Annotated in this window: 21 protein-coding genes; 17 read left to right on the top strand and 4 right to left on the bottom strand. The window is 72.8% G+C overall.

Annotated elements, in window-relative coordinates; genetic code table 11:
* Window positions 1–60 precede the first annotated feature (60 nt).
* The 7 genes from NHG27_RS05635 (at window position 61) to NHG27_RS05605 (ending at window position 7,789) form a co-directional block, all read left to right on the top strand.
* Window positions 61–954 carry a MetQ/NlpA family ABC transporter substrate-binding protein gene (locus NHG27_RS05635; protein WP_193718431.1) on the top strand — a complete coding sequence of 298 codons (894 nt, stop codon included), beginning with the start codon at window positions 61–63 and terminating at the stop codon, window positions 952–954.
* Window positions 955–1,140: 186 nt separating this feature from the next.
* Window positions 1,141–2,424 carry a methionine ABC transporter ATP-binding protein gene (locus NHG27_RS05630; protein WP_497015038.1) on the top strand — a complete coding sequence of 428 codons (1,284 nt, stop codon included), beginning with the start codon at window positions 1,141–1,143 and terminating at the stop codon, window positions 2,422–2,424.
* Window positions 2,421–3,083, top strand: coding sequence for a methionine ABC transporter permease (locus NHG27_RS05625; RefSeq protein ID WP_193718432.1), 663 nt, complete (start codon window positions 2,421–2,423; stop codon window positions 3,081–3,083). Before NHG27_RS05630 ends, NHG27_RS05625 begins: the two co-directional genes overlap by 4 nt.
* 103 nt (window positions 3,084–3,186) lie before the next feature.
* On the top strand, window positions 3,187–6,072 hold the full coding sequence (locus NHG27_RS05620; RefSeq protein ID WP_497015037.1) for a DNA polymerase III subunit gamma and tau: 2,886 nt from the start codon (window positions 3,187–3,189) through the stop codon (window positions 6,070–6,072).
* 1 nt (window position 6,073) lies between these two features.
* On the top strand, window positions 6,074–6,475 hold the full coding sequence (locus NHG27_RS05615; protein WP_497015036.1) for a VOC family protein: 402 nt from the start codon (window positions 6,074–6,076) through the stop codon (window positions 6,473–6,475).
* 146 nt (window positions 6,476–6,621) lie between these two features.
* A complete protein-coding gene (recR, locus tag NHG27_RS05610; RefSeq protein WP_138822666.1) occupies window positions 6,622–7,221 on the top strand; it encodes a recombination mediator RecR in 600 nt (199 codons plus the stop codon).
* Window positions 7,214–7,789, top strand: a complete 576-nt coding sequence (locus tag NHG27_RS05605) for a DUF5063 domain-containing protein (RefSeq protein WP_193718435.1) — start codon at window positions 7,214–7,216, stop codon at window positions 7,787–7,789. The genes recR and NHG27_RS05605 overlap by 8 nt, the downstream gene beginning before the upstream one ends.
* Before the next feature lie 85 nt (window positions 7,790–7,874).
* Here the strand turns inward: NHG27_RS05605 and NHG27_RS05600 are convergent, their stop codons facing one another.
* Complete coding sequence (locus tag NHG27_RS05600; RefSeq protein WP_193718436.1) at window positions 7,875–9,026, bottom strand: ABC transporter permease; 1,152 nt, start codon at window positions 9,024–9,026, stop codon at window positions 7,875–7,877.
* Window positions 9,023–10,123 (bottom strand): ABC transporter ATP-binding protein, encoded by a 1,101-nt coding sequence (locus tag NHG27_RS05595; RefSeq protein ID WP_193718437.1) that lies wholly within the window; start codon window positions 10,121–10,123, stop codon window positions 9,023–9,025. The genes NHG27_RS05600 and NHG27_RS05595 overlap by 4 nt, the downstream gene beginning before the upstream one ends.
* A 153-nt stretch (window positions 10,124–10,276) precedes the next feature.
* Between NHG27_RS05595 and NHG27_RS05590 the strand changes: the two genes are divergently transcribed.
* The 10 genes from NHG27_RS05590 to NHG27_RS05545 all read left to right on the top strand — a co-directional run bounded on the left by NHG27_RS05590 (window position 10,277) and on the right by NHG27_RS05545 (window position 19,470).
* Window positions 10,277–11,113 carry a TSUP family transporter gene (locus tag NHG27_RS05590; RefSeq protein WP_497015035.1) on the top strand — a complete coding sequence of 279 codons (837 nt, stop codon included), beginning with the start codon at window positions 10,277–10,279 and terminating at the stop codon, window positions 11,111–11,113.
* Between the two features lie 152 nt (window positions 11,114–11,265).
* Window positions 11,266–11,655, top strand: a complete 390-nt coding sequence (locus tag NHG27_RS05585; RefSeq protein WP_497015034.1) for a hypothetical protein — start codon at window positions 11,266–11,268, stop codon at window positions 11,653–11,655.
* A gap of 112 nt (window positions 11,656–11,767) precedes the next feature.
* Window positions 11,768–12,463, top strand: coding sequence for an HAD family hydrolase (locus tag NHG27_RS05580; RefSeq protein ID WP_193718439.1), 696 nt, complete (start codon window positions 11,768–11,770; stop codon window positions 12,461–12,463).
* A gap of 254 nt (window positions 12,464–12,717) precedes the next feature.
* Window positions 12,718–14,037 carry an aspartate kinase gene (locus NHG27_RS05575; protein WP_193718440.1) on the top strand — a complete coding sequence of 440 codons (1,320 nt, stop codon included), beginning with the start codon at window positions 12,718–12,720 and terminating at the stop codon, window positions 14,035–14,037.
* A gap of 14 nt (window positions 14,038–14,051) precedes the next feature.
* A complete protein-coding gene (locus NHG27_RS05570) occupies window positions 14,052–15,131 on the top strand; it encodes an aspartate-semialdehyde dehydrogenase (RefSeq protein ID WP_193718441.1) in 1,080 nt (359 codons plus the stop codon).
* A gap of 226 nt (window positions 15,132–15,357) precedes the next feature.
* Entirely contained in the window at window positions 15,358–15,774 is a 417-nt protein-coding gene (locus NHG27_RS05565; protein ID WP_193718442.1) for a GntR family transcriptional regulator, read from the top strand.
* Window positions 15,771–16,676, top strand: a complete 906-nt coding sequence (locus tag NHG27_RS05560; RefSeq protein WP_193718443.1) for an ATP-binding cassette domain-containing protein — start codon at window positions 15,771–15,773, stop codon at window positions 16,674–16,676. Before NHG27_RS05565 ends, NHG27_RS05560 begins: the two co-directional genes overlap by 4 nt.
* Complete coding sequence (locus tag NHG27_RS05555) at window positions 16,673–17,470, top strand: hypothetical protein (RefSeq protein ID WP_497015033.1); 798 nt, start codon at window positions 16,673–16,675, stop codon at window positions 17,468–17,470. The genes NHG27_RS05560 and NHG27_RS05555 overlap by 4 nt, the downstream gene beginning before the upstream one ends.
* 144 nt (window positions 17,471–17,614) lie before the next feature.
* Window positions 17,615–18,658: an ABC transporter ATP-binding protein gene (locus NHG27_RS05550; RefSeq protein ID WP_497015032.1), complete on the top strand. Its 1,044-nt coding sequence runs from the start codon at window positions 17,615–17,617 to the stop codon at window positions 18,656–18,658.
* Window positions 18,655–19,470, top strand: coding sequence for an ABC transporter permease (locus NHG27_RS05545; protein ID WP_497015031.1), 816 nt, complete (start codon window positions 18,655–18,657; stop codon window positions 19,468–19,470). The genes NHG27_RS05550 and NHG27_RS05545 overlap by 4 nt, the downstream gene beginning before the upstream one ends.
* A gap of 60 nt (window positions 19,471–19,530) precedes the next feature.
* Here NHG27_RS05545 and NHG27_RS05540 read toward each other — a convergent pair whose 3' ends face one another.
* Together NHG27_RS05540 and NHG27_RS05535 are read right to left on the bottom strand one after the other, a co-directional pair.
* On the bottom strand, window positions 19,531–20,028 hold the full coding sequence (locus tag NHG27_RS05540; RefSeq protein ID WP_497015030.1) for an NUDIX hydrolase: 498 nt from the start codon (window positions 20,026–20,028) through the stop codon (window positions 19,531–19,533).
* A 35-nt stretch (window positions 20,029–20,063) separates the two neighbouring features.
* Window positions 20,064–20,176 (bottom strand): integrase core domain-containing protein (locus NHG27_RS05535; RefSeq protein ID WP_497015220.1); only part of this gene is annotated, 113 nt, incomplete at its 5' end.

The raw sequence follows: 20,176 nt of genomic DNA, 5'->3' as shown, positions 1-20,176 counted from the left end.
TGATGCCCCTCACGAACGCCCCGCGACAACCGCCGGCGCTCGTCACCGGAAGGACAGACCATGCTCCGCAAGAACTTCGCCCTCGCCGCCATCGTGGGCGCCGCCGCCCTGACGCTCGGCGCGTGCGCCACGACCCCCGCCGACAGCGGTTCCTCGGCAGGCGGCGCGGACGACGTCGTCAAGATCGGCGTCGTCGGTGCCCAGGAGGACAAGTGGGCCGTGTTCGAGAAGGTCGCCGAGGAGGAGGGCCTGAACATCGAGATCGTCGACTTCGGCGACTACCAGCAGGCCAACCCGGCGCTCTCGCAGGGCCAGATCGACCTCAACCAGTTCCAGCACCTGCAGTTCCTCGCGGGCTACAACGTCGAGGCCGGCGACGACCTCCAGCCCATCGGCGCCACCGCGGTCTACCCGCTCGCGCTCTACTCGTCCAAGCACACCGCGCTCGAGGACATCCCCGCGGGCGGTGAGATCGCGATCCCCAACGACGCCACGAACCTCGCCCGCGCGCTCCTCGTCCTCCAGGAGGCCGGGCTCATCGAGCTCAAGGACGGCGGCAGCTCGCTGTCGACCGAGGCCGACGTCCTCCCGTCCTCCAAGGTCAAGGTCACCCCGGTCTCGGCCGAGCAGACCCCGATCGCCCTGCAGTCGGTCGACGGCGCGGTCGTCAACAACGACTTCATCAAGGACGCCGGTCTCAACCCCGACGACGCCCTGTTCCAGGACGACCCCGACTCCGCCGCCGCCGAGCCCTACATCAACGTGTGGGTCGCCCGCGCCGAGGACAAGGACGACGAGACCCTCCTGAAGATCGCCGCGCTCTCGCAGAACGAGGAGGTCATCGCCGCCGAGAACGAGTCGTCCGGCAACTCCGCGGTCATCAAGAGCAACTCGGCCGCCGAGCTCCAGGAGATCCTCGCGGGGATCGAGAAGAACTACCGCGCCCAGGGCTGAGCCCGGCGCAGCCCAGGTGCCCGACGGCGTCGCTCACCCGACGCCGTCGGGCACCCGTGCGCCCTCGCCCGACGCACGACCTGCGTGTTGGATAGGACCTGTCCACACACGCCTGCCCCCGCACACGCCGCAGCCGAGCGGCTCCCACCAGGAGCCCGGCCGCCGCCCCCCACGAGAGGTTCCTCCGTGAGCACCACCTCGGACACGATGGTCCGCTTCCGCGACGTGACGAAGGTCTTCGGGACCGGGTCGTCCGCCGTGGCAGCCGTCGACGGCGTCACCCTGGACATCCGGGCGGGTGAGATCTTCGGCGTCATCGGCTACTCGGGCGCGGGCAAGAGCACGCTCGTCCGGCTCATCAACGCGCTCGAACCCGTGACCTCGGGCAGCGTGGTCGTCGACGGCGACGAGGTGAGCGCGCTCTCCGAGCGCGACCTGCGTCCCGTGCGCGCGAGCATCGGCATGATCTTCCAGCAGTTCAACCTGCTGTCCTCGCGGACCGTCGCCGGGAACGTGGCCTACGCGCTCAAGGTCGCGGGCTGGGACAAGGCGCGCCGGGAGGCCCGGGTCGCCGAGCTGCTCGAGTTCGTCGGGCTGTCCGACAAGGCCAAGGCCTACCCGTCGCAGCTCTCGGGCGGGCAGAAGCAGCGCGTCGGGATCGCCCGCGCGCTCGCCACCTCGCCCAAGCTCCTGCTCGCCGACGAGGCCACGAGCGCCCTCGACCCCGAGACCACGCGCGACGTCCTGGCGCTCCTGCGCCGCGTCAACGCCGAGCTCGGCGTGACGATCGTCGTCATCACGCACGAGATGGACGTCGTGCGCTCGACGTGCCACCGCGTCGCGGTCATGGAGCACGGCAAGGTCGTCGAGGTCGGCGAGGTCTACGACGTGTTCTCGTCGCCGCAGGCCCCCGCGACCAAGAAGTTCGTCGGGACCGCGCTGCGCGACCGGCCCGGCCCCGAGGCGCTCGAGCGCCTGCGCCGCCGGCACCCCGGGCGCCTCGTGACGGTCGGCGTCCACGAGGACGGGACCTCGGGCGCGAGCCTGACCCGGCTCCTGCGCGAGCACGGGCTCGACGGCGCCGTGGTGTTCGGCGGGATCTCCGAGATCGGGGAGCGGCCCTTCGGCTCGCTCACGCTCGAGCTCGCGGGCGACGACGCCACGATCGCGGCGTTCCTCACCGAGCTGTCCGAGACCACCGACGTCGTGGACCTCGGTACCGCCGCAGACCCGCGCGACGACCCGCGCGTCGTCGCCGGGGCGAGCGACGAGTCGGGCGACGCCGACGACGCGACCGGGGCTCCGCCGTCGGGCCGGGTCGACGAACCGGACCCGCGCGACGCCTGGCAGAGCGAGAGATGGCCCGGGACGGGCAGCACCGGGATCTCGGGGCTCGGTCGCCCCGGCACGCAGGGCACCCAGCCCGGTGACTTCGGCACCGAGCCCGGCACGTTCGGAGGCACGCGATGAACCGCGACTGGTCCACCTTGCTGCCGATCCTGTGGGACGCGCTCGGCGAGACGCTCTACATGGTCTCGATCGCGCTCCTCGCGGGCGGGCTCGGCGGCCTGGTGCTGGGGCTCGCGCTCTACTGCACGCGCAAGGGCAACCTGCTGGCGAACGCCGTCGTGTTCAACGTCCTCAACGTGCTCGTCAACATCGTCCGGCCCATCCCGTTCATCATCTTCCTGACGATGATCTACCCCGTGACGCTCGCGGTCGTCGGGACGACGATCGGCACCGAGGCGTTCGTCCTGCCGCTGTCCGTCATGACCGCGTTCGGGACCTCGCGCATCGTCGAGCAGAACCTCGTGAGCATCGACCCGGGCGTGGTCGAGGCCGCGCGCGCCATGGGCGCCTCGCCGTGGCGCATCATCCGGACCGTGCTCATCCCCGAGGCGCTCGCGCCGCTCATCCTGGGCTACACGTTCATCTTCGTGGCCGTGATCGACATGTCGGCCATGGCCGGCTACATCGGCGGTGGCGGCCTGGGAGACTTCGCGATCCGCTACGGCTACCAGCGCTACAACTGGGCCGTGACGGCCGTGACGGTCGTCGTCATCATCGTGATCGTGCAGGTCGTCCAGTTCTTCGGCAACTGGCTCGCGCGCAAGGTCCTGCGGCGCTGACGCACGGCTCCGGGTGGGCCGACGCACGTGCGGCGGGGCCCCGGGCAGCACGCCTGGGGACCCGCTGTGCGGGCTGTCAGCCACGCCGTCTAGAGTTGCCGGGGTGAGCACCGCCCTGTACCGCCGCTACCGGCCAGAGACCTTCGCCGAGGTCATCGGGCAGGACCACGTCACCGGACCCCTGCGGCAGGCGCTGCGCAGCGGACGCGTGAACCACGCCTACCTCTTCTCGGGCCCTCGCGGCTGCGGCAAGACGACCTCGGCGCGCATCCTCGCGCGCACCCTGAACTGCGCGCGCAACACCGAGGAGACGCCCATCGACACCCCCTGCGGGGAGTGCTCGTCGTGCATCGAGCTCGCACGTGGCGGCTCGGGCAGCCTCGACGTCATCGAGATCGACGCGGCCTCGCACAACGGTGTCGACGACGCCCGTGAGCTGCGCGAGCGCGCGACCTTCGCGCCCGCCCGGGACCGGTACAAGATCTTCATCCTCGACGAGGCCCACATGGTCACGCCGCAGGGCTTCAACGCGCTCCTCAAGCTGGTCGAGGAGCCGCCGCCCCACGTGAAGTTCATCTTCGCGACGACCGAGCCGGACAAGGTCATCGGGACCATCCGCTCGCGCACGCACCACTACCCGTTCCGCCTGGTCCCGCCGGACGTCCTGGGCCCGTACCTCGAGCAGCTCTGCGCCGCGGAGGGCGTGACGATCGGCACCGGGGTGGTGCCCCTCGTCGTCCGCTCGGGCGGCGGCTCGGTGCGTGACTCGCTGTCCGTCATGGACCAGCTCATCGCGGGCGCAGAGGCCGGGAACGTCGACTACGAGCGCGCCGTGGACCTCCTGGGCTTCACGCACGCCTCGCTGCTCGACGACGTCGTGGAGGCCCTCGCGGCCCGCGACGGCGCGAGCATCTTCCGGGTCGTCGAGCAGATCATCACCACGGGGCACGAGCCGCGCCGCTTCGTCGAGGACCTGCTCGAACGCCTCCGGGACCTCATCGTCATCTCGGTCTCGGGCGGTGCCGCGGACGCCGTGCTGCGCGACGTCCCGTCCGACCAGCTCGAGCGCATGAAGGCCCAGGCCCAGAACCTCGGCGCGGCCGAGCTGTCGCGTGCGGCAGACCTGGTCAACGCGGCGCTCACCGAGATGAGCGGAGCCACGTCGCCGCGCCTGCACCTCGAGCTCCTGTGCGCCCGCCTCCTGCTCCCCGGCGTGGACGACGGCGCCGCGGGGCTCGCGGCCCGCATCGACCGGTTGGAACGGGGCGGCCTGGGTACCGGCGGCCTCGCGCCCGTCGCCGCCGCGCCGCGACCGGGAGGCCCCGAGGGGCTCGTCGCAGCGCCCCGCGTCGCGCAGGCCGAGGACGGCGCGCCCGTCGCGCCCGCGAACGGACTCAGCGGCGCCGCAGCCGCACGGGCAGCGCTCCAGGCCCGCAAGGCGGGGGAGGGGGCCGCCCCTGCGCCCGCACGCCCGGCGGGGGCCCCGGTCGCAACGCCCGCAGCCGTCCCGGCTGATGCGGCGCCGGTCCCCGACGCCGGGGCGGACACCGCTGCTGCGCCCGCTGTGCCGACTGCTGCTGCGCCCGCGAGCGACGCCGTCGCCGTGGCGCCCTCGGGCGCACCGGGCGAGAGCGGCGACTGGCCCGTCGTGGTGCCCGTCGGCACGGCCGAGCCCGCGCCGAGCGAGCAGGGGACGGACGAGCCCGCCCCGGCTCCGGTCGCCGCCGGGGACGACTCGGCGGTCGCCGTCGACGATGCCGCACACGCCGGCAGCACCGCAGGCTCCGTGGAGGAGCGCACCCCGGCCGTCGCCCCCGTCGACGAGGCCGACCCGGCTGCACGCCGCGGACCGGTCGCCGCTCCCGACGGTGCTCGGGCGGAGCCCGCTGCTGCGCAGGCTCCGGCGGCACAGGCCGTGCCCGCCGCCCCGGCAGCCGCTCAGCCGCCCGCCCCCGCGTCGAGCGACACGGACGCCCTCAGCACCGACGTGCTGCGCCGCCGCTGGCCCGAGGTCCTCCAGACCCTCAGCTCGAGCCGGGTCACGTGGTCGCTCGTGAGCGGCAACGCCCAGGTCGGGGAGCTCACGCCGGACACCCTCTACCTGGCGTTCCAGACGCCCGCCCTCGCACGGACCTTCTCCACGTCGCGTCACACGGGGGCCGTCCAGGAAGCCGTCTACCAGACCCTCGGCTTCCAGGTCCGGGTCGAGGCGCGTCTCGACGAGGGCGGTGGCGCGGGCCCGAGCACGACCACGCCGGCCGCACCCCCCGCGCCGCGCCGCGACGAGCCGACGAGCGGACCCACGGGTGGCGGCGCGCCGACCGGCGCTGGACCGGCTGCTCCCGCCCAGGGCGGACCGGCATCGGGCGCGAACGCTCAGCACGCGTCGGCGGAACGAGTCGGCGTCGTCTCGGCGCCGACGCCCGCCAACCCTTCCGGCGCCCCCCACGGGTCGGCCGGCCCGGGTGCCACCGGCCCTGCCGGGGCCGACGCCGCCGCGTCCCCGCAGCACAGCAACGTCGCCCTCCAGGAGCGTCCCGTCGCCCGGCCCGCGGCCCCCGTCCCCGAGGTCGAGCCGGTCGTCAACGCGGCCGACGAGGCCTGGCTCGCGGGCCTGCCCGTGACCGAGCCCCCCGCGGACCTCGACGACGGCCACGAACCGCCGCCCGCGGACGTGCGGCGAGCGGCGCCGTCGGGCGTCCGGGCCGTGGCCCGCCCGGCCGCACCCTCAGCGCCGTCCGCCCCCACGCCCGCCGTCCCCACCGGGCCCGCGCCCGGGGTGCGCGAGACGCGCCGCCAGACGCTCGAACGGCAGGCCGCCGAGCAGAAGGCCCGGCAGTCCTCGGCGCGCGTCTCGGTCTCGATGGACGACGACTCGCCGTCCGACGACGACCCGGACCTCGCGTCGTCGGGTCTGGTCGGGGCCCCGCTCGTGGCGCAGCTCCTGGGCGGCGTCGTGATCGACGAGACCATCGACACCGGGCTCTGACATGAGCCCGCGCGGCGAGCTCCACCACGTCGAGCTGTGGATCGAGGACCTCGACGCCGCCGAGAGCTCGTGGGCGTGGCTCCTCGACGAGCTCGGCTACACCCGCTTCCAGACGTGGGCCACGGGCCAGAGCTGGCTGCGCGGGGCGACGTACATCGTGCTCGAGGCGAGCCCCGCTGTCCACGGCAAGGGGCACGACCGCATGCGCCCCGGGGTCAACCACCTGGCGTTCACGGGCGGTCGGCGCGACGAGGTCGACGACCTCGTGGCCCGCGCGTCCGAGCACGGCTGGAGCCTCATGTTCGCCGACGCCCACCCGTACGCGGGCGGCCCCGACCACTACGCGGCGTACCTCGAGAACGATGACGGCTTCGAGGTGGAGATCGTCGCGGACGAGGACTGACCGCGCCGCCACGTCGTCGAGCACGCCGTCGACCAGGAGCCGGTCCGCGGCGGGGACGGTGAGGGGACGTTCTCGACGGCGCAGACCACCGGGCACGGAGCGTCGCGCGGCCCGGACCGTCGCCGCCGCCACGTAGGCTGGGGGGCGTGTATGAAGGCGCGGTCCAGGACCTGATCGACGAGCTCGGCCGACTCCCCGGGGTCGGCCCCAAGAGTGCCCAACGCATCGCGTTCCACCTCCTCGCGGCCGACGCCGCGGACGTGCGGCGGCTCGCCGACGCGCTCACCGAGGTCAAGCTGCGCGTGCGGTTCTGCGAGATCTGCGGCAACGTCGCGGAGTCCGAGCAGTGCCGCATCTGCCGCGACCCCCGGCGCTCGGCCGAGGTGATCTGCGTCGTCGAGGAGCCCAAGGACGTCGTCGCGATCGAGCGCACGCGCGAGTTCCGCGGCAAGTACCACGTGCTCGGAGGGGCCATCAACCCCATCGACAACGTCGGCCCCGACGACCTGCGCATCCGCGAGCTCCTGACCCGGCTCGCCGACGGCGCGGTCCAGGAGGTCATCCTCGCGATGGACCCCAACGTCGAGGGCGAGGCCACGGCCACGTACCTCACGCGCATGCTCTCGCCCATGGGGCTGCGCGTGTCCCGCCTGGCGTCCGGGCTGCCGGTGGGTGGAGACTTGGAGTACGCCGACGAGGTGACCCTCGGGCGGGCGTTCGAAGGACGGAGGGTCGTCAGTGGTTGAGACCGGAGAGGCCGTGGGGTCGGACCTGCGGTCCGTCGCCGCCTCGGTGTCCGCGCAGGCGCGCACCTTCCTCACGACGACCGCGGAGGTCGCCTCGGGCGCAGCCCCGCAGGCCGCGATCCCGCTCCTGCTCCTCGCCACGTCGGACCTGCTGGCCGCCGGTGCACGGCTCGGCGCCATGATGGACGTCGTGCCCGACCAGCGCTTCGAGCCCGACGCGGGCCCGGAGACGGACCTCGACCCGCTGCGCGAGGGGCTCGCCCGGCTCCTCGACGGGCTCGACGACTACCCGGAGATCGAGGACCCCGTCCTGGGGGCCGTCGTCGGGCAGGCGTCCGTGTCGGGGGACATCGCGTGCATCGCCGAGGCCCTCGCCAAGGGGCTCCAGCACTACGACTCGGGCCAGGAGCTCGAGGCCCTGTGGTGGTGGCAGTTCTCCTACCTGTCGCTGTGGGGCGAGCGCGCCGCGAGCGCGCTGCGCGTCCTGCAGCTCGTGCTCGCGCACCTGCGCCTCGACGTCGAGGACGACGTCGCCGCCGAGGCGGAGTACGACGCCCTGCACGCCTGACCACGGCCGCCCGTGCCCACGGGTGGGTGCCCGCAGACGCCGGACGGGCGCGCCCACGCGGTCGCGCCCGTCCGGACGTCACGCCTCACGCCACGCGCGTCCCGCGAGGCAGCTTCCCGGACGGGATCCGCAGGCGCCGCACGGCCAGCACCACACCGCCCGCGCCCAGGAGCAGGTTCGCACCCAGCCCCCACGGCCACACGGGGGAGTCGTCGATCTCCGGGTTCTCGACCGGTGACACGTAGCCCGGTTCGTACGCGCCGCACCAGTCCTGCTCGGCCTGGGGCCCCATCCGTGCGACGCGCACGCCCGTGCGGATCAGCGACAGCGGGTCGGACGCCGAGAAGTACTCCTCGTCGTCGCTGACCGTCGTCTCGGGCGCCGCGTCGGCGACGATCACGAACGGGTTCACCGCGAGCAACCACCACGTGAGCTCGGTGTGGGTCTGCGGCGACTCGAACGTCTGCCACTCGCACTCGGGTATCTCGTCGCTCTCCCAGTCGTGGTCGTCGGCCACGGCCCAGGCCCTGATCTCGGTCTGGTACGTCACGAGCGGGGTCGTGAGCCCGAACAGGATCAGGCTCACGACGGTGAGCCCCGCGACGGTCAGGTAGGTCAGGACCGCGGAGCCCGACGTCTTGGTCGTGAGCGCCGAGAACCCGAGCCCGATCGCGCACACCACCGCGAGGAGCACCGCGAGCAGCAGGACCGTCGTGACCAGCGACAGGAACGAGACCCCGCCCGCGACGAGCGCCCACGCGATGAACGGGACGCTCACGACGAGGAACGCGAGCGCCGCGCTCCACGCCGCGACGAGCTTGCCGACGACGATCTCCGCCGCGGTCAGGAGCGTCACCTGGAGCGTCGCGAGGGTCCCGGCGTTCCGGTCGCCGTTGATCGCGGAGGCGCTGAGCGTCGGGGCCACGAGCAGACCGAGGAACAGGACGAAGAAGACCACGGCCCCGAAGATGATCGGGCCTTGCTGCACGTCGGAGTCGTCGTACCCGGTCATGAAGGAGAGCGCCCCGGACGTCAGGAGCGTGATGCCGCCGACGACCACGAACCACACGACGAGCGCGATCTTCCAGCGGGTCGAGCGCACGCGCTGCCGCAGCTCCAGGGTCGCGACGGTCTTGACGCCGTGCCACGACAGCGCCCAGTCGCCGCGGTCCTGCGGGGGCGCGGCGGTGTCCGGCGACTCGGGCCGGGCGGGGGACAGGGACTGCTGGGTGCTCATCGACGCTCCTCCTCGAGGGCGAGGTAGGCCTGTTCGAGGATGCCCCCGGCGGGGGCGCTCGCGACGACGGGGACCCCGGCGACGACCGCGTCGCGCAGGAGGGCCGCTGCCGAGGTGTCGCTGTCGAGGTCGACGAGAGCCGCGCCGTCGGGCTCGACGGCGAACGGGACCCCCGCCCCGGTGAGCCAGGCGTGCAGCGCGAACGGGTCGAGCGCGCGCACGCGCCACGTGCGGCGCGTCGTCGCGGCCTCGCCCACGGTCTCGGAGGCGACCGTGCGGCCGCGCGAGAGGAACACGGCGTCGTCGGCCATCTCGTCGAGCTCCGTCAGGACGTGGCTCGAGATGAGGACGGTCTTGCCGCGTGCGGCGAGCTCGCGCACGAGCACGCGCAGGTCGACGCGCGAGCGCGGATCGAGGCCGCTCGCGGGCTCGTCGAGCAGCAGGACGTCGGGGTCGTGGACCAGCGCGCGGGCCAGGCCGAGGCGCTGCTTCTGACCGCGGGACAGGACGCTCGCGGGGCGGTCGGCGTATTCCTCGAGGTGCACCAGGGCGAGCAGCTCGGTCGCGCGCGCTGCCCCCACCGCTGCCGGGAGCCGGTAGGCGGCGGCGAAGGTCGTGAGGACCTCGCGCGCCGTCAGGGAGTCCCAGGTGCCGAACGCGTCGGGCATCCACCCGGTGCGTGCACGCGTGGCGAAGCTCTGCGTGACCGGGTCGGAGCCCGCGACGCGCACCGTGCCCGCGTCGGGCGTGAGGAGGCCCGCGAGGATGAGCAGGAGCGTCGTCTTGCCCGAGCCGTTGGGGCCCACCAGCGCCGTGACCCGGCCGGGCCGGGCCACGAGGTCCACGCCGGCGACCGCGCGCACCGAGCCGAACGCGCGGTGCACGCCCTCGGCGACGATCCCGCCGGGTGCGGCGTCGCCGTCGGGCGCGTGCTGCGTGGAGGGTGCCGCGGGCGTCTCCTGCCCGACGGCGCCGCTCCCCGACGGTGCGCCGTCGTCCGGGGCGGGCTGTGGTGCGGGTGGCGTCGAAGGTGGGTCTGCCTGTCCGGGAGGTCGGTGGTCTGCTGGATCCCCCTGGGGAGCCGCTGTGCTCGTCATGGCGCCGAGCGTAGCGGTGCGCGACCTGACGTGGGGGCGCCCGCCCGGGTGACGTCCGCGTCCTGCGGGAGGCCCGCGCGGCTCGTGGGTGGGCGCTCCGCCGTCGTGCGAGACTGCCGTGTGACCTGGGACCTCGCCGCGACGCTTCCTCTCGTGGCGCACGCGCCTCTCGCCGCGGGCGACGGGATCGTGCTGCCCGGGTCGGGCGGGCTCGAGCTCGACCTCCTGACGATCTGCCTCCTGGTCCTCGCGGGCCTGACCGCCGGGTGGATCGACGCCGTGGTCGGTGGGGGAGGGCTCGTCCAGCTCCCCGCGCTGCTGCTCGTCCCCGGGATCAGCCCCGTCCAGGCGCTCGCGACGAACAAGCTCGCGAGCATCATGGGGACGTCGGTGAGCGCCACGACGTACTACCGGCGCGTGGGCCCGGACCTGCGGACCGCCGGGCCCATGGCGCTCGCGGCCCTCGTCGGGGCCGTGGGTGGGGCGGCGCTCGCGTCGAAGATCCCCGCCGAGCTCTTCAAGCCCATCATCCTCGTGGTGCTGATCGCCGTCGCGGTCTACACGATCGCCAAGCCCCGGCTCGGGCACACGACGAACCTGCGCTGGGAGGGCAACGGGCACCGGTGGGCCGCGGCCGGGATCGGGCTCGTGATCGGGGTCTACGACGGGCTGCTCGGCCCCGGGACCGGGACGTTCTTCGTCATCTCGCTCGTGAGCATCCTGGGGTACGCGTTCCTGCCCGCGTCGGCGCTCGCGAAGATCGCGAACTTCGCGACCAACGCGGGCGCGCTGATCTTCTTCGTCCCGTACGGCGCGGTGCTGTGGGGGCTGGGCCTCGCGATCGGGGCCGCGAACCTGCTGGGCGCGTACGTCGGGGCGCGCATGGCCGTCGCCAAGGGCAGCGGGTTCGTGCGGGTCGTGTTCGTGGTCGTCGTGGGCGCGCTCATCTGCAAGCTCGGGTACGACGTCGTGACGAGTCTGGGGGCGTGAGGGTGCGCGAGGAGGGGGCCGGTCTGGAGGGGGCCGGGCGACCGGGGCCGAGACGGGTGGTCCGGTCCGAGACGGGTGGTTACGCACCTGACCGCGAGGCGCATCTCGTACGCGACCACCCGTCTCGTGAGCAGTCGCAGGCCCCGGACCTGGTGAGCGCCGCCCGCACCGTCGCGGCCGCTGCGTACGGCCGGACCCGACCCCTGCGCCTGGGCTGGGTGCAGTGGCGTCCTCTCGTCGGGGTGCTCCTCGCCGTGGTGGGGTACGTCCTGGTGGCCATCCCCGCGCTGCTCGCCTACGACCTCGGGGTCAACGGGCCCGACTGCGAGACGGGGTGGAGGGTCGAGGCGGACCGGGCCTGCTTCGGTGAGCCGCGCCCCGCCTCGGAGGTGTTCCGCTTCTTCACGGCGCTCGTCACGGCGCCGGCCGCGCTCGGGATCCTCGTGGCCTGGCCGCGGCGGCGGGGCCTCGTGCTCCTGGTGCTGGCGTGCGTGGCGCTCGGGCTCTACTCCTACCTCGTGCTGGCCAACCTGCGCACCTGATCGGCCTGCCTGGCCCAACGGGCTGGTCGCCGAGAACGAGGTTGCGGTCGTACTCAGGCTCAGAACGACCGCAACCTCGTTCTCGGCACCCGGGTCACCTAGGGTCGCCACCATGCACCTTCGCGCGCAGGCCGTCGTCCTCGATCTCGACGGGACGCTCCTCGACCACGAAGGGGCCGCACGGGCTGCGCTCGCGGCCTGGCTGCCTGGCCTCGGGGTCGAGGTCACCGACGGGCTGGTCGACGCGTGGTTCGCCGCAGAGGAGGAGCACTTCTCCGCCTGGCGCGCGGGGGAGATCGACTTCGCCGAGCAACGGCGCCGTCGGCTCCGTGACGTGCTGCCGCTCGCGGGCCTCGAGGGAGGATCCGATGACGACCTCGATCAGGTCTTCGCCGGCTATGTCGCGCACTACGAGGCGTCGTGGACCGCGTTCCCCGACGTCGAACCGATGCTCGTAGCGTTGTGGGCCCGGAACGTCCCGCTGGCCGTCCTGACCAACGGGACCGAGGACCAGCAGCACGCCAAGCTCCGCGTCATGGGGCTCGAGGGGCGGCTGGGGTCCGTGTTCACGGCCGAGGGGCTGGGGGTGGCCAAGCCCGCACCCGCGAGCTATCTGCGGGTCTGTGCCGCACTGGGGGTCGTGCCGGAGGAGGCCTTGCACGTCGGGGACAGGTACGACCTCGATGTCGTGGCCGCCCGTGCGGCCGGGCTGCAGGCCGTCCACCTGGACCGGGACGGCCGCGGGCCGTTCGACGAGCCCGAGCGCATCGTGTCGCTCGCCGAGCTGCCGGGGTACCTCGGGTGGTGAGGCCCAGCCGCCACGTCCGTCACGCCCGCCGAGCACGAGGTTGCGGTCGTTCTGCCCCTGAGAACGACCGCAACCTCGTGCTCGGCACCCGGTAGCCAGCATCCCCGCAGGTCAGCGACCGGCACCGACCCGGACTGCCCGCATCCTGACCCCCCTCCCGGCGTCACGGGGCTGCGGGCTATCATCGACCGACTCGTAGAACACCCGGCGGGCCGTTGAGAGAGACGGAGGCCGGCGACGTAACGGAGCAGCAAGTGGCACTTGTCGTGCAGAAGTATGGTGGCTCGTCGGTCGCTGATGCGGAGAGCATCAAGCGGGTGGCGAAGCGCATCGCAGAGACCAAGCGGGCTGGTCACGACGTGGTCGTCGTGGTCTCGGCCATGGGTGACACGACGGACGAGCTCATCGATCTCGCCCAGCAGGTCACCCCCCTCCCTCCCCAGCGTGAGATGGACATCCTGCTCACGGCCGGCGAGCGCATCTCGATGTCGCTGCTGGCGATGGCGATCAACAACCTCGGCGTGAAGGCCAAGTCGTTCACGGGCCAGCAGGCCGGCGTGATCACGGACGCCGTGCACGGCAAGGCGCACATCGTGGACGTCGTGCCGCACCGCATCCGTGAGACGGTCGAGAAGGGCTCGGTCGCGATCGTGGCCGGGTTCCAGGGCGTCACGCAGAGCACCAACGACGTGACGACGCTCGGCCGCGGCGGCTCGGACACCACGGCCGTGGCGCTCGCGGCGGGCCTGGGCGCGGACGTGTGCGAGATCTACACGGACGTCGACGGCGTGTTCACCGCGGACCCGCGGATCGTTCCGTCGGCCCGCAAGATCGACCACATCTCCTACGAGGAGATGCTCGACATGGCGGCGTCCGGGGCCAAGGTCCTGGTGCTGCGCTGCGTCGAGTACGCGCGCCGCTACGGCGTCCCCATCCACGTCCGTTCGTCGTTCTCGACGAAGGCCGGGACGATCGTGTCGAACGACGCGCGCTCCGTGCCCAACGTCCCCCAGCAGGCTCCCGGCTCCCTGGCCGGCAACGAGGCAGAGGTCATCATGGAAGCTCCGATCATCTCCGGCGTCGCGCACGACCGCAGCGAGGCCAAGGTCACCGTCGTCGGCGTCCCCGACGTCCCGGGCACGGCGGCACGTATCTTCGAGGTCGTGGCCGGTGCGGGCGCGAACATCGACATGATCGTCCAGAACGTCTCGGTCGCGGCCACGGGCCTGACCGACATCTCGTTCACGCTGCCCATGGACGACGGCGCGCTCGCGACCACGGCCCTGGACGCGGTGCGCGAGGAGATCGGGTTCGCGTCGTTGCAGTACGACGACCAGATCGGCAAGGTCTCGCTCATCGGGGCGGGCATGAAGTCGAGCCCGGGCGTCTCGGCGCAGCTCTTCGGTGCGCTGCGGGACGCGGGCATCAACATCGAGATGATCTCGACGTCGGAGATCCGCATCTCCGTCGTGACCCGTGCCGACAGCCTCGACGACGCGGTGCGGGCCATCCACACCGCGTTCGAGCTGGACGGCGAGAGCGAAGCAGTCGTCTACGCCGGCACCGGCCGTTGAGCGAGGAGAGCACCATGAGCAACCAGAACTCTGCCGGCCTCGTCGTCGGCGTCGTCGGGGCGACCGGTCAGGTCGGCGCCGTCATGCGTCGCCTGCTCGAGGAGCGCGACTTCCCGGTCGCGCAGATCCGCTACTTCGCCTCGGCGCGCTCCGCGGGCAGCACGCTGCCCTGGAAGGGTGAGGACGTCGTCGTCGAGGACGCGGCCACGGCCGACGTGTCGGGTCTCGACATCGCGCTGTTCTCCGCGGGGGGCGCGACCGCCAAGGCGCAGGCCGAGCGGTACGCGGCGGCCGGCGTCGTCGTGATCGACAACTCCTCGGCGTGGCGCATGGACCCCGACGTCCCGCTGGTCGTCGCCGAGGTCAACCCGGGTGCCGTCCGCGAGGCGCGCAAGGGCATCATCGCGAACCCGAACTGCACCACGATGGCCGCGATGCCGGTCCTCAAGCCGCTCGCGGACGAGGCCGGCCTGGAGCGCCTGATCGTCGCGACGTACCAGGCGGTGTCGGGAGCGGGGCTGGCCGGTGCGGCCGAGCTGCGCGACCAGGTCGTCGCGGGCGCCGAGCAGGACCTCACGGGCCTGGTGCACTCGGGCGCCGCGGTCTCCCTGCCCGCGCCGGACAAGTTCCCCCGGAACATCGCGTTCAACGTGGTGCCGCTCGCCGGGTCGATCGTCGACGACGGCGAGGAGGAGACCGACGAGGAGAAGAAGCTCCGCAACGAGTCGCGCAAGATCCTGGGGCTCCCGGACCTGCTGGTCGCGGGTACGTGCGTGCGTGTCCCGGTCTTCACGGGGCACTCGCTCGCGATCCACGCCGAGTTCGGCCGGGCCATCACTCCGGACCGCGCGCGCGAGCTGCTCGCGGCGGCTCCGGGGGTCGAGCTCTCGGACGTCCCCAACCCGCTCGAGGCCGCAGGTGCCGACCCGTCGTTCGTGGGTCGTATCCGCACGGACCAGAGCGTGCCGGGCGGTCGCGGCCTGGTGCTGTTCGTCTCGAACGACAACCTCCGCAAGGGTGCCGCGCTCAATGCGGTGCAGGTCGCGGAGCTGGTCGCGGCCGACCTCACGAGCAAGGCGGCGGCTTCCGCCTGACCGGTCCACTGCCCGACGGCGCCCCTCACCTTCCGGTGGGCGGGCGCCGTCGTGCTGTCCGCACCTGGTCGGTGCCGAACCCGAGGTTGGTCGGGTAACCGGGAAGAGTTTCCTGACCAACCTCGGGTTCGACACCAGGGACCGCTGCTTGCACAACCGGTGGTTCTATGGTTCATTAGTCGAGTAATTAACCAAGGAACGTGTGATCGGCGAGAGGATGGGCACCATGTTCGACGGACCTGAACCCATCTACCTGCAGATCGCCCGGCAGATCCGCGCCGAGATCCTGAGCGGCGACCTCAGCGAGGAGGAGCAGGTCATGTCCACCACCCAGTACGCGACGACGTTCCGCATCAACCCCGCGACGGCCGCCAAGGCGTTCGCGACGCTGGTCGACGAGGGCGTCCTCTACAAGCGGCGCGGGGTCGGCATGTTCGTCGCGACCGGCGCGCGCGAGAAGCTGTTCGCCGAGCACCGCGACCGCTACTTCGCGGAGGTCCTGCGCCCCGCGCTCGACCAGGCCGACCTCCTGGGCATCACGCCCGCCGAGATCGTGGACCACGTCCTCGCCCGCGACGTCGCGGGCTCCGTGCGGTCCGCCGGCCCCGCCGCCACCCACCCCCCGACGGGAGAGACCTCATGACCGCCCCCACCCGCCCCGACCCGTTCGGTGTCGAGCTCCGGGACGTGACGCTGAGCTTCGGCAAGGACGAGAAGCACCCCGCGCTCGACGGGCTGAGCCTCACGGTCCGCCCGGGCACGATCACGGGCCTGCTCGGCCGCAACGGTGCCGGCAAGACGACCGCGCTCTCGCTGATCGCGGCCATGCGGCGCCCGGACGCCGGCACCGTGCTGGTCGACGGCGAGGACCCGTTCGAGAACGCCTGGACCATGGCGGGCACGCAGCTCGTCCGCGAGAGCGGCGACACGATCACCTCGACGAAGGTCAAGGACAGCCTGGGCTACTACGCGGAGCTGCGTGAGCACTGGGACGCAGACCTCGCGGCGCGTCTGGTCGACCTGTTCGAGATCGACCTGCGCAAGACGCCCGAGAGCCTCTCGCGCGGCAAGCGCTCGGCGCTGGGCGCGGTCATCGGGCTGGCGTCGCGCGCGCCGCTGACGATCTTCGACGAGGTGTACCTCGGGATGGACGCGCCGAGCCGGTACGCGTTCTACGACGCCCTGGTCGAGGACTACACCGAGCACCCGCGCACCGTCGTCCTGTCGAGCCACCTGATCGACGAGGTCGAGCGGATCTTCGAGGACGTCGTGATCGTCGACCGGGGCCGTGTGCTCCTCGCGGAGAGCGTCGAGTCGGTCCGCGGCCGGGGCGTGAGCATCACGGGGTCCGCGGCCGTGGTCGAGCAGTTCGTCGACGGGCACCGGGTCCTGGCGCGCCAGCGCCTGGGCGGCACGGCGCAGGTCACGCTGTTCGGCGCGCTCGACGACGCCCAGCGCGCCGAGGCGACCGCGGCCGGGCTCGAGCTGGGCGCCGTGCCGCTGCAGGACCTGTTCGTGCACCTGACCCGAGGGGAGCAGCCATGACGGAGAACCTGGCGGGACAGGCCGTGCCCGTCCCCCGAGAGGCGCAGCGTGCCGCGGCGCGCCGTGCGGCCGAGCAGCGTTCGCTGCGGACCGCGACCTGGTCGATGTCCGTGGGCACGTGGCAGATCGGTGTCTGGTTCTGGGCCATCGTGCTGATCATCGCGGGCATCATCGGCTACGTCGAGGTCCGCACCGACATCCTCGACGGCAGCGTGATCGACGGCGTCGTGAGCGGCTCGGCGAAGTTCTTCCTGTTCGTCATGGGCATCATCACGCCCCTCGCGAGCATCGCGGTCCACGTCGCGGCGGGGGGTACCCGCCGGTCGCTCATCCGGTCGACCTGGTGCACGGCCGTGGTCCTGGGACTCACCTTCGCCCTCGTGGCGGCGGCGCTGGGCTACGTCGAGTGGCTCGTCTTCCGGGCGCAGGGCTGGTCGCCCGAGCTCGACCGGGCCCAGCTCTACGCCGACGGCGGCCAGGTCGGCACGGCGTTCCTGGTGCAGCTCTTCTTCTGCAGCGTGTACTGGCTCGCGGGCGCGTCGATCGGGATGGGCTACTACCGCCTGGGCGTGTGGGGCGGGACCTTCGCGATCGTGCCGTTCCTGCTCCCCGTGGTCCTCGTCGAGCTCGCCTTCCAGAGCGGCTACTTCGGCAGGCCCTTCGCCCAGGCGGTCGGCCTCTCCGACGCCCAGGTGCTCACCGCGGTGATCGGTGGCCTCGTGGCCCTGGTCGCAGCCGCGTTCGCGTTCCACCTGGTCACGAGGTCGGTGGCCATCGCTCCCGTCACGAGCTGACGGCCCTGGCGTCCCCGACGTCTTAGCGCGGCGCGTCCCGACCGGGACCGGCGCACCCACCACAGCGTTCATCCCGTCCAGCGGACGGCGCCCGGTCCTCCGGTGCGCCGCCCGGCGGACGAGCACACCCTCAGGGAGGGCACCATGACCACCGCACATCCTGTCCCGTCCGTCCCACCCGCACCGTCGACCGGCACGCTGCCCGACGGCGCCGCGCCCGCGATCGAGGTCGTCGCCCTGCGCAAGGCGTACGGGAGCACCGTCGCCGTGCGCGACGTGAGCTTCGCCGTCGGGCAGGGGGAGATCTTCGGGATCCTCGGCCCCAACGGGGCCGGCAAGACCACGACCGTCGAGTGCCTCGCCGGGCTGCGTCAGGCCGACGCCGGGTCGGTCCGGATCCTCGGTCGCGACCCGCAGAAGGACCCGGCCTCGGTGCGCGAGCTCCTGGGCGTCCAGCTCCAGGAGGCCGAGCTCAACGAGCGCATGACCGTGGCCGAGGCGATGCGCCTCTACGCGTCGTTCTACGAGGACCCGGCCGACGTCGGCGAGCTGCTCGACCTGCTCGAGCTCACGCCGCACCGGGACCGGCAGTTCGCCAAGCTGTCCGGCGGGCAGAAGCAGCGGCTGTCGATCGCGCTCGCGCTCGTCGGCAACCCGCAGGTCGCGATCCTCGACGAGCTGACCACGGGCCTGGACCCGCAGGCCCGGCGGACCACGTGGGAGCTCGTCGAACGCGTGCGCGACCGCGGCGTGACGATCCTGCTCGTGACCCACTTCATGGACGAGGCCGAGCGCCTGTGCGACCGCCTCGTCATCATCGACCAGGGTGTCGTCGTCGCGACCGGCTCGCCGGCCGAGCTCATCGAGCAGGTCGACACCTCGCGCGTGCTGCGGCTGCGGGTCGAACCTCACGAGGAGGTCGGTGTGCTGAAGGTCCTCGCGGGTCTCGCGGACGTGCAGGCCGTGACGCGCGACGGCCACGAGATCGAGGTGACGGGGACGCGGCGGGTCCTGCCCGCCGTCGTGCTGGCCCTCGCGGAGCAGGACGTCGTGCCCGACGTCCGGACCGTCTCCCGCTCGCTCGAGGACGTGTTCGTGCACGTCACGGGCAGGACGTACGACCACACGGGGGCGGCGGACGCCGCGTCCGCCGACGACTCGAACAACACCGAAGGAGCAGTGCGATGACCACTCCGACCACGACACGGGCCCCGGCCCGGCGCCGCAGGATCGCGGGCACCGGCTGGCACGGCCTGCGGACACTGACCCTGACCGAGGCCCGTCTGTTGCTCCGGGACCCGGGGACCGTGTTCTTCGCGCTCCTGTTCCCGACGGTCCTGCTCGTGGGCGTCGGCTTCGCGATGCCCGGCATGCGCGACGTGGTGGCCGACGCGCCGCCGCCCTGGGAGGGACTCACGGCGGTCGCGTTCTACGTGCCCGTCGTGCTCGCGACCGCCGTGGCGACCGTCGCGCTCACGACCATGCCCGTGTACTTCGCGACGTTCCGCGAGAAGGGTGTGCTGCGGCGCCTCTCGACCACGCCCATGAAGCCGCAGGGGCTGATCGGTGCCCACCTGTTCATCAACCTCGTCGCGGTGGTCGCCGCAGCGCTGCTCGCGGTCCTCGTGGGGAGCCTCGTGTTCGACCTCGCGACGCCGGTGAACCTGGTGGTCGTCGTGGCCGCCTTCCTGCTGGGCGTCCTGGCGATGTTCTCGCTCGGGATGCTCATCGCGTCGCGCGCCGACCGGGCGAGCACCGCGTCGGCGATCGGGATGACGCTCTACTTCCCGATGCTCTTCCTCGCGGGGCTGTGGACGCCGGGACCGCTCATGCCCGAGGTGCTGCGGACCATCGGCGGGTACACGCCGCTCGGGGCTGCGGCGCAGGCCATGACGACGGGCTGGTTCGGGGACGGCGTGCCGGCCTCGCAGCTCGTGGTCATGGCGGTGTGGACCGTGGTGCTGCTGCCGCTCGCGGCGAGGCTGTTCCGCTGGTCGTGACGGGGGAGCCCGGCGAGGTGGACCCCTGCCCGTGAGGGCGCGGGTCCACCTCGGGCCGCCCTAGCGGACGAAGAACGGTCCTGCGGTCGGGTCCGCGAGGTAGCCCAGCGCGTGCCCCAGGCGCTCGCTGGTCGAGGCCGCGAGGTCCGCGGGCAGGTCGTCGGGGGCGAACCAGCCGACGGCGAGCGACTCGTCGTCGGCCACGTGTGCCGCGGCGGCCGCGTCGGCGGAGACGGGGCGGCACAGGAAGCACAGGTCGAGGTACTGCGAGCGGTCCCCGTTGGGGTACTCGACGGTCGGCGTCACCGTGACCCCGGTCAGGGCGTCGACGCGGACCGCGACGCCGGTCTCCTCCAGCACCTCGCGGGCGAGGCCCACGGCCGGGTCCTCGCCTGGTTCGAGGATCCCGCTGATGATCGCCCACTGCCCGGTGTCGGCGCGCCGCCCCAGGAGGAGGCGTCCGGCGTCGTCGATCACGACGCCCGACACGCCCGGCATCCACAGGAGGCCGGTCCCGACGTGGGACCGGAGGGCGGCGACGAACTCGGGGATCGGCATGGACCGAGCCTAGATGTACCCGGCCAGGAGGTTGGTTACAGCCTGCTGATCGAGGGTTGGCCGTCGAGGGCTTGGTGGCGACGGTGGGTGTTGTAGTGCTCGATCCAGGGTGCCAGGGCGGCAGCTCGTTCGTCGTTGGAAGTGAAGA

The organism is Oerskovia sp. 140933 (genome assembly GCF_059651515.1).
Note: the sequence above shows the minus strand (reverse complement) of the source record. Positions and strands in the feature narration are given on the sequence as shown.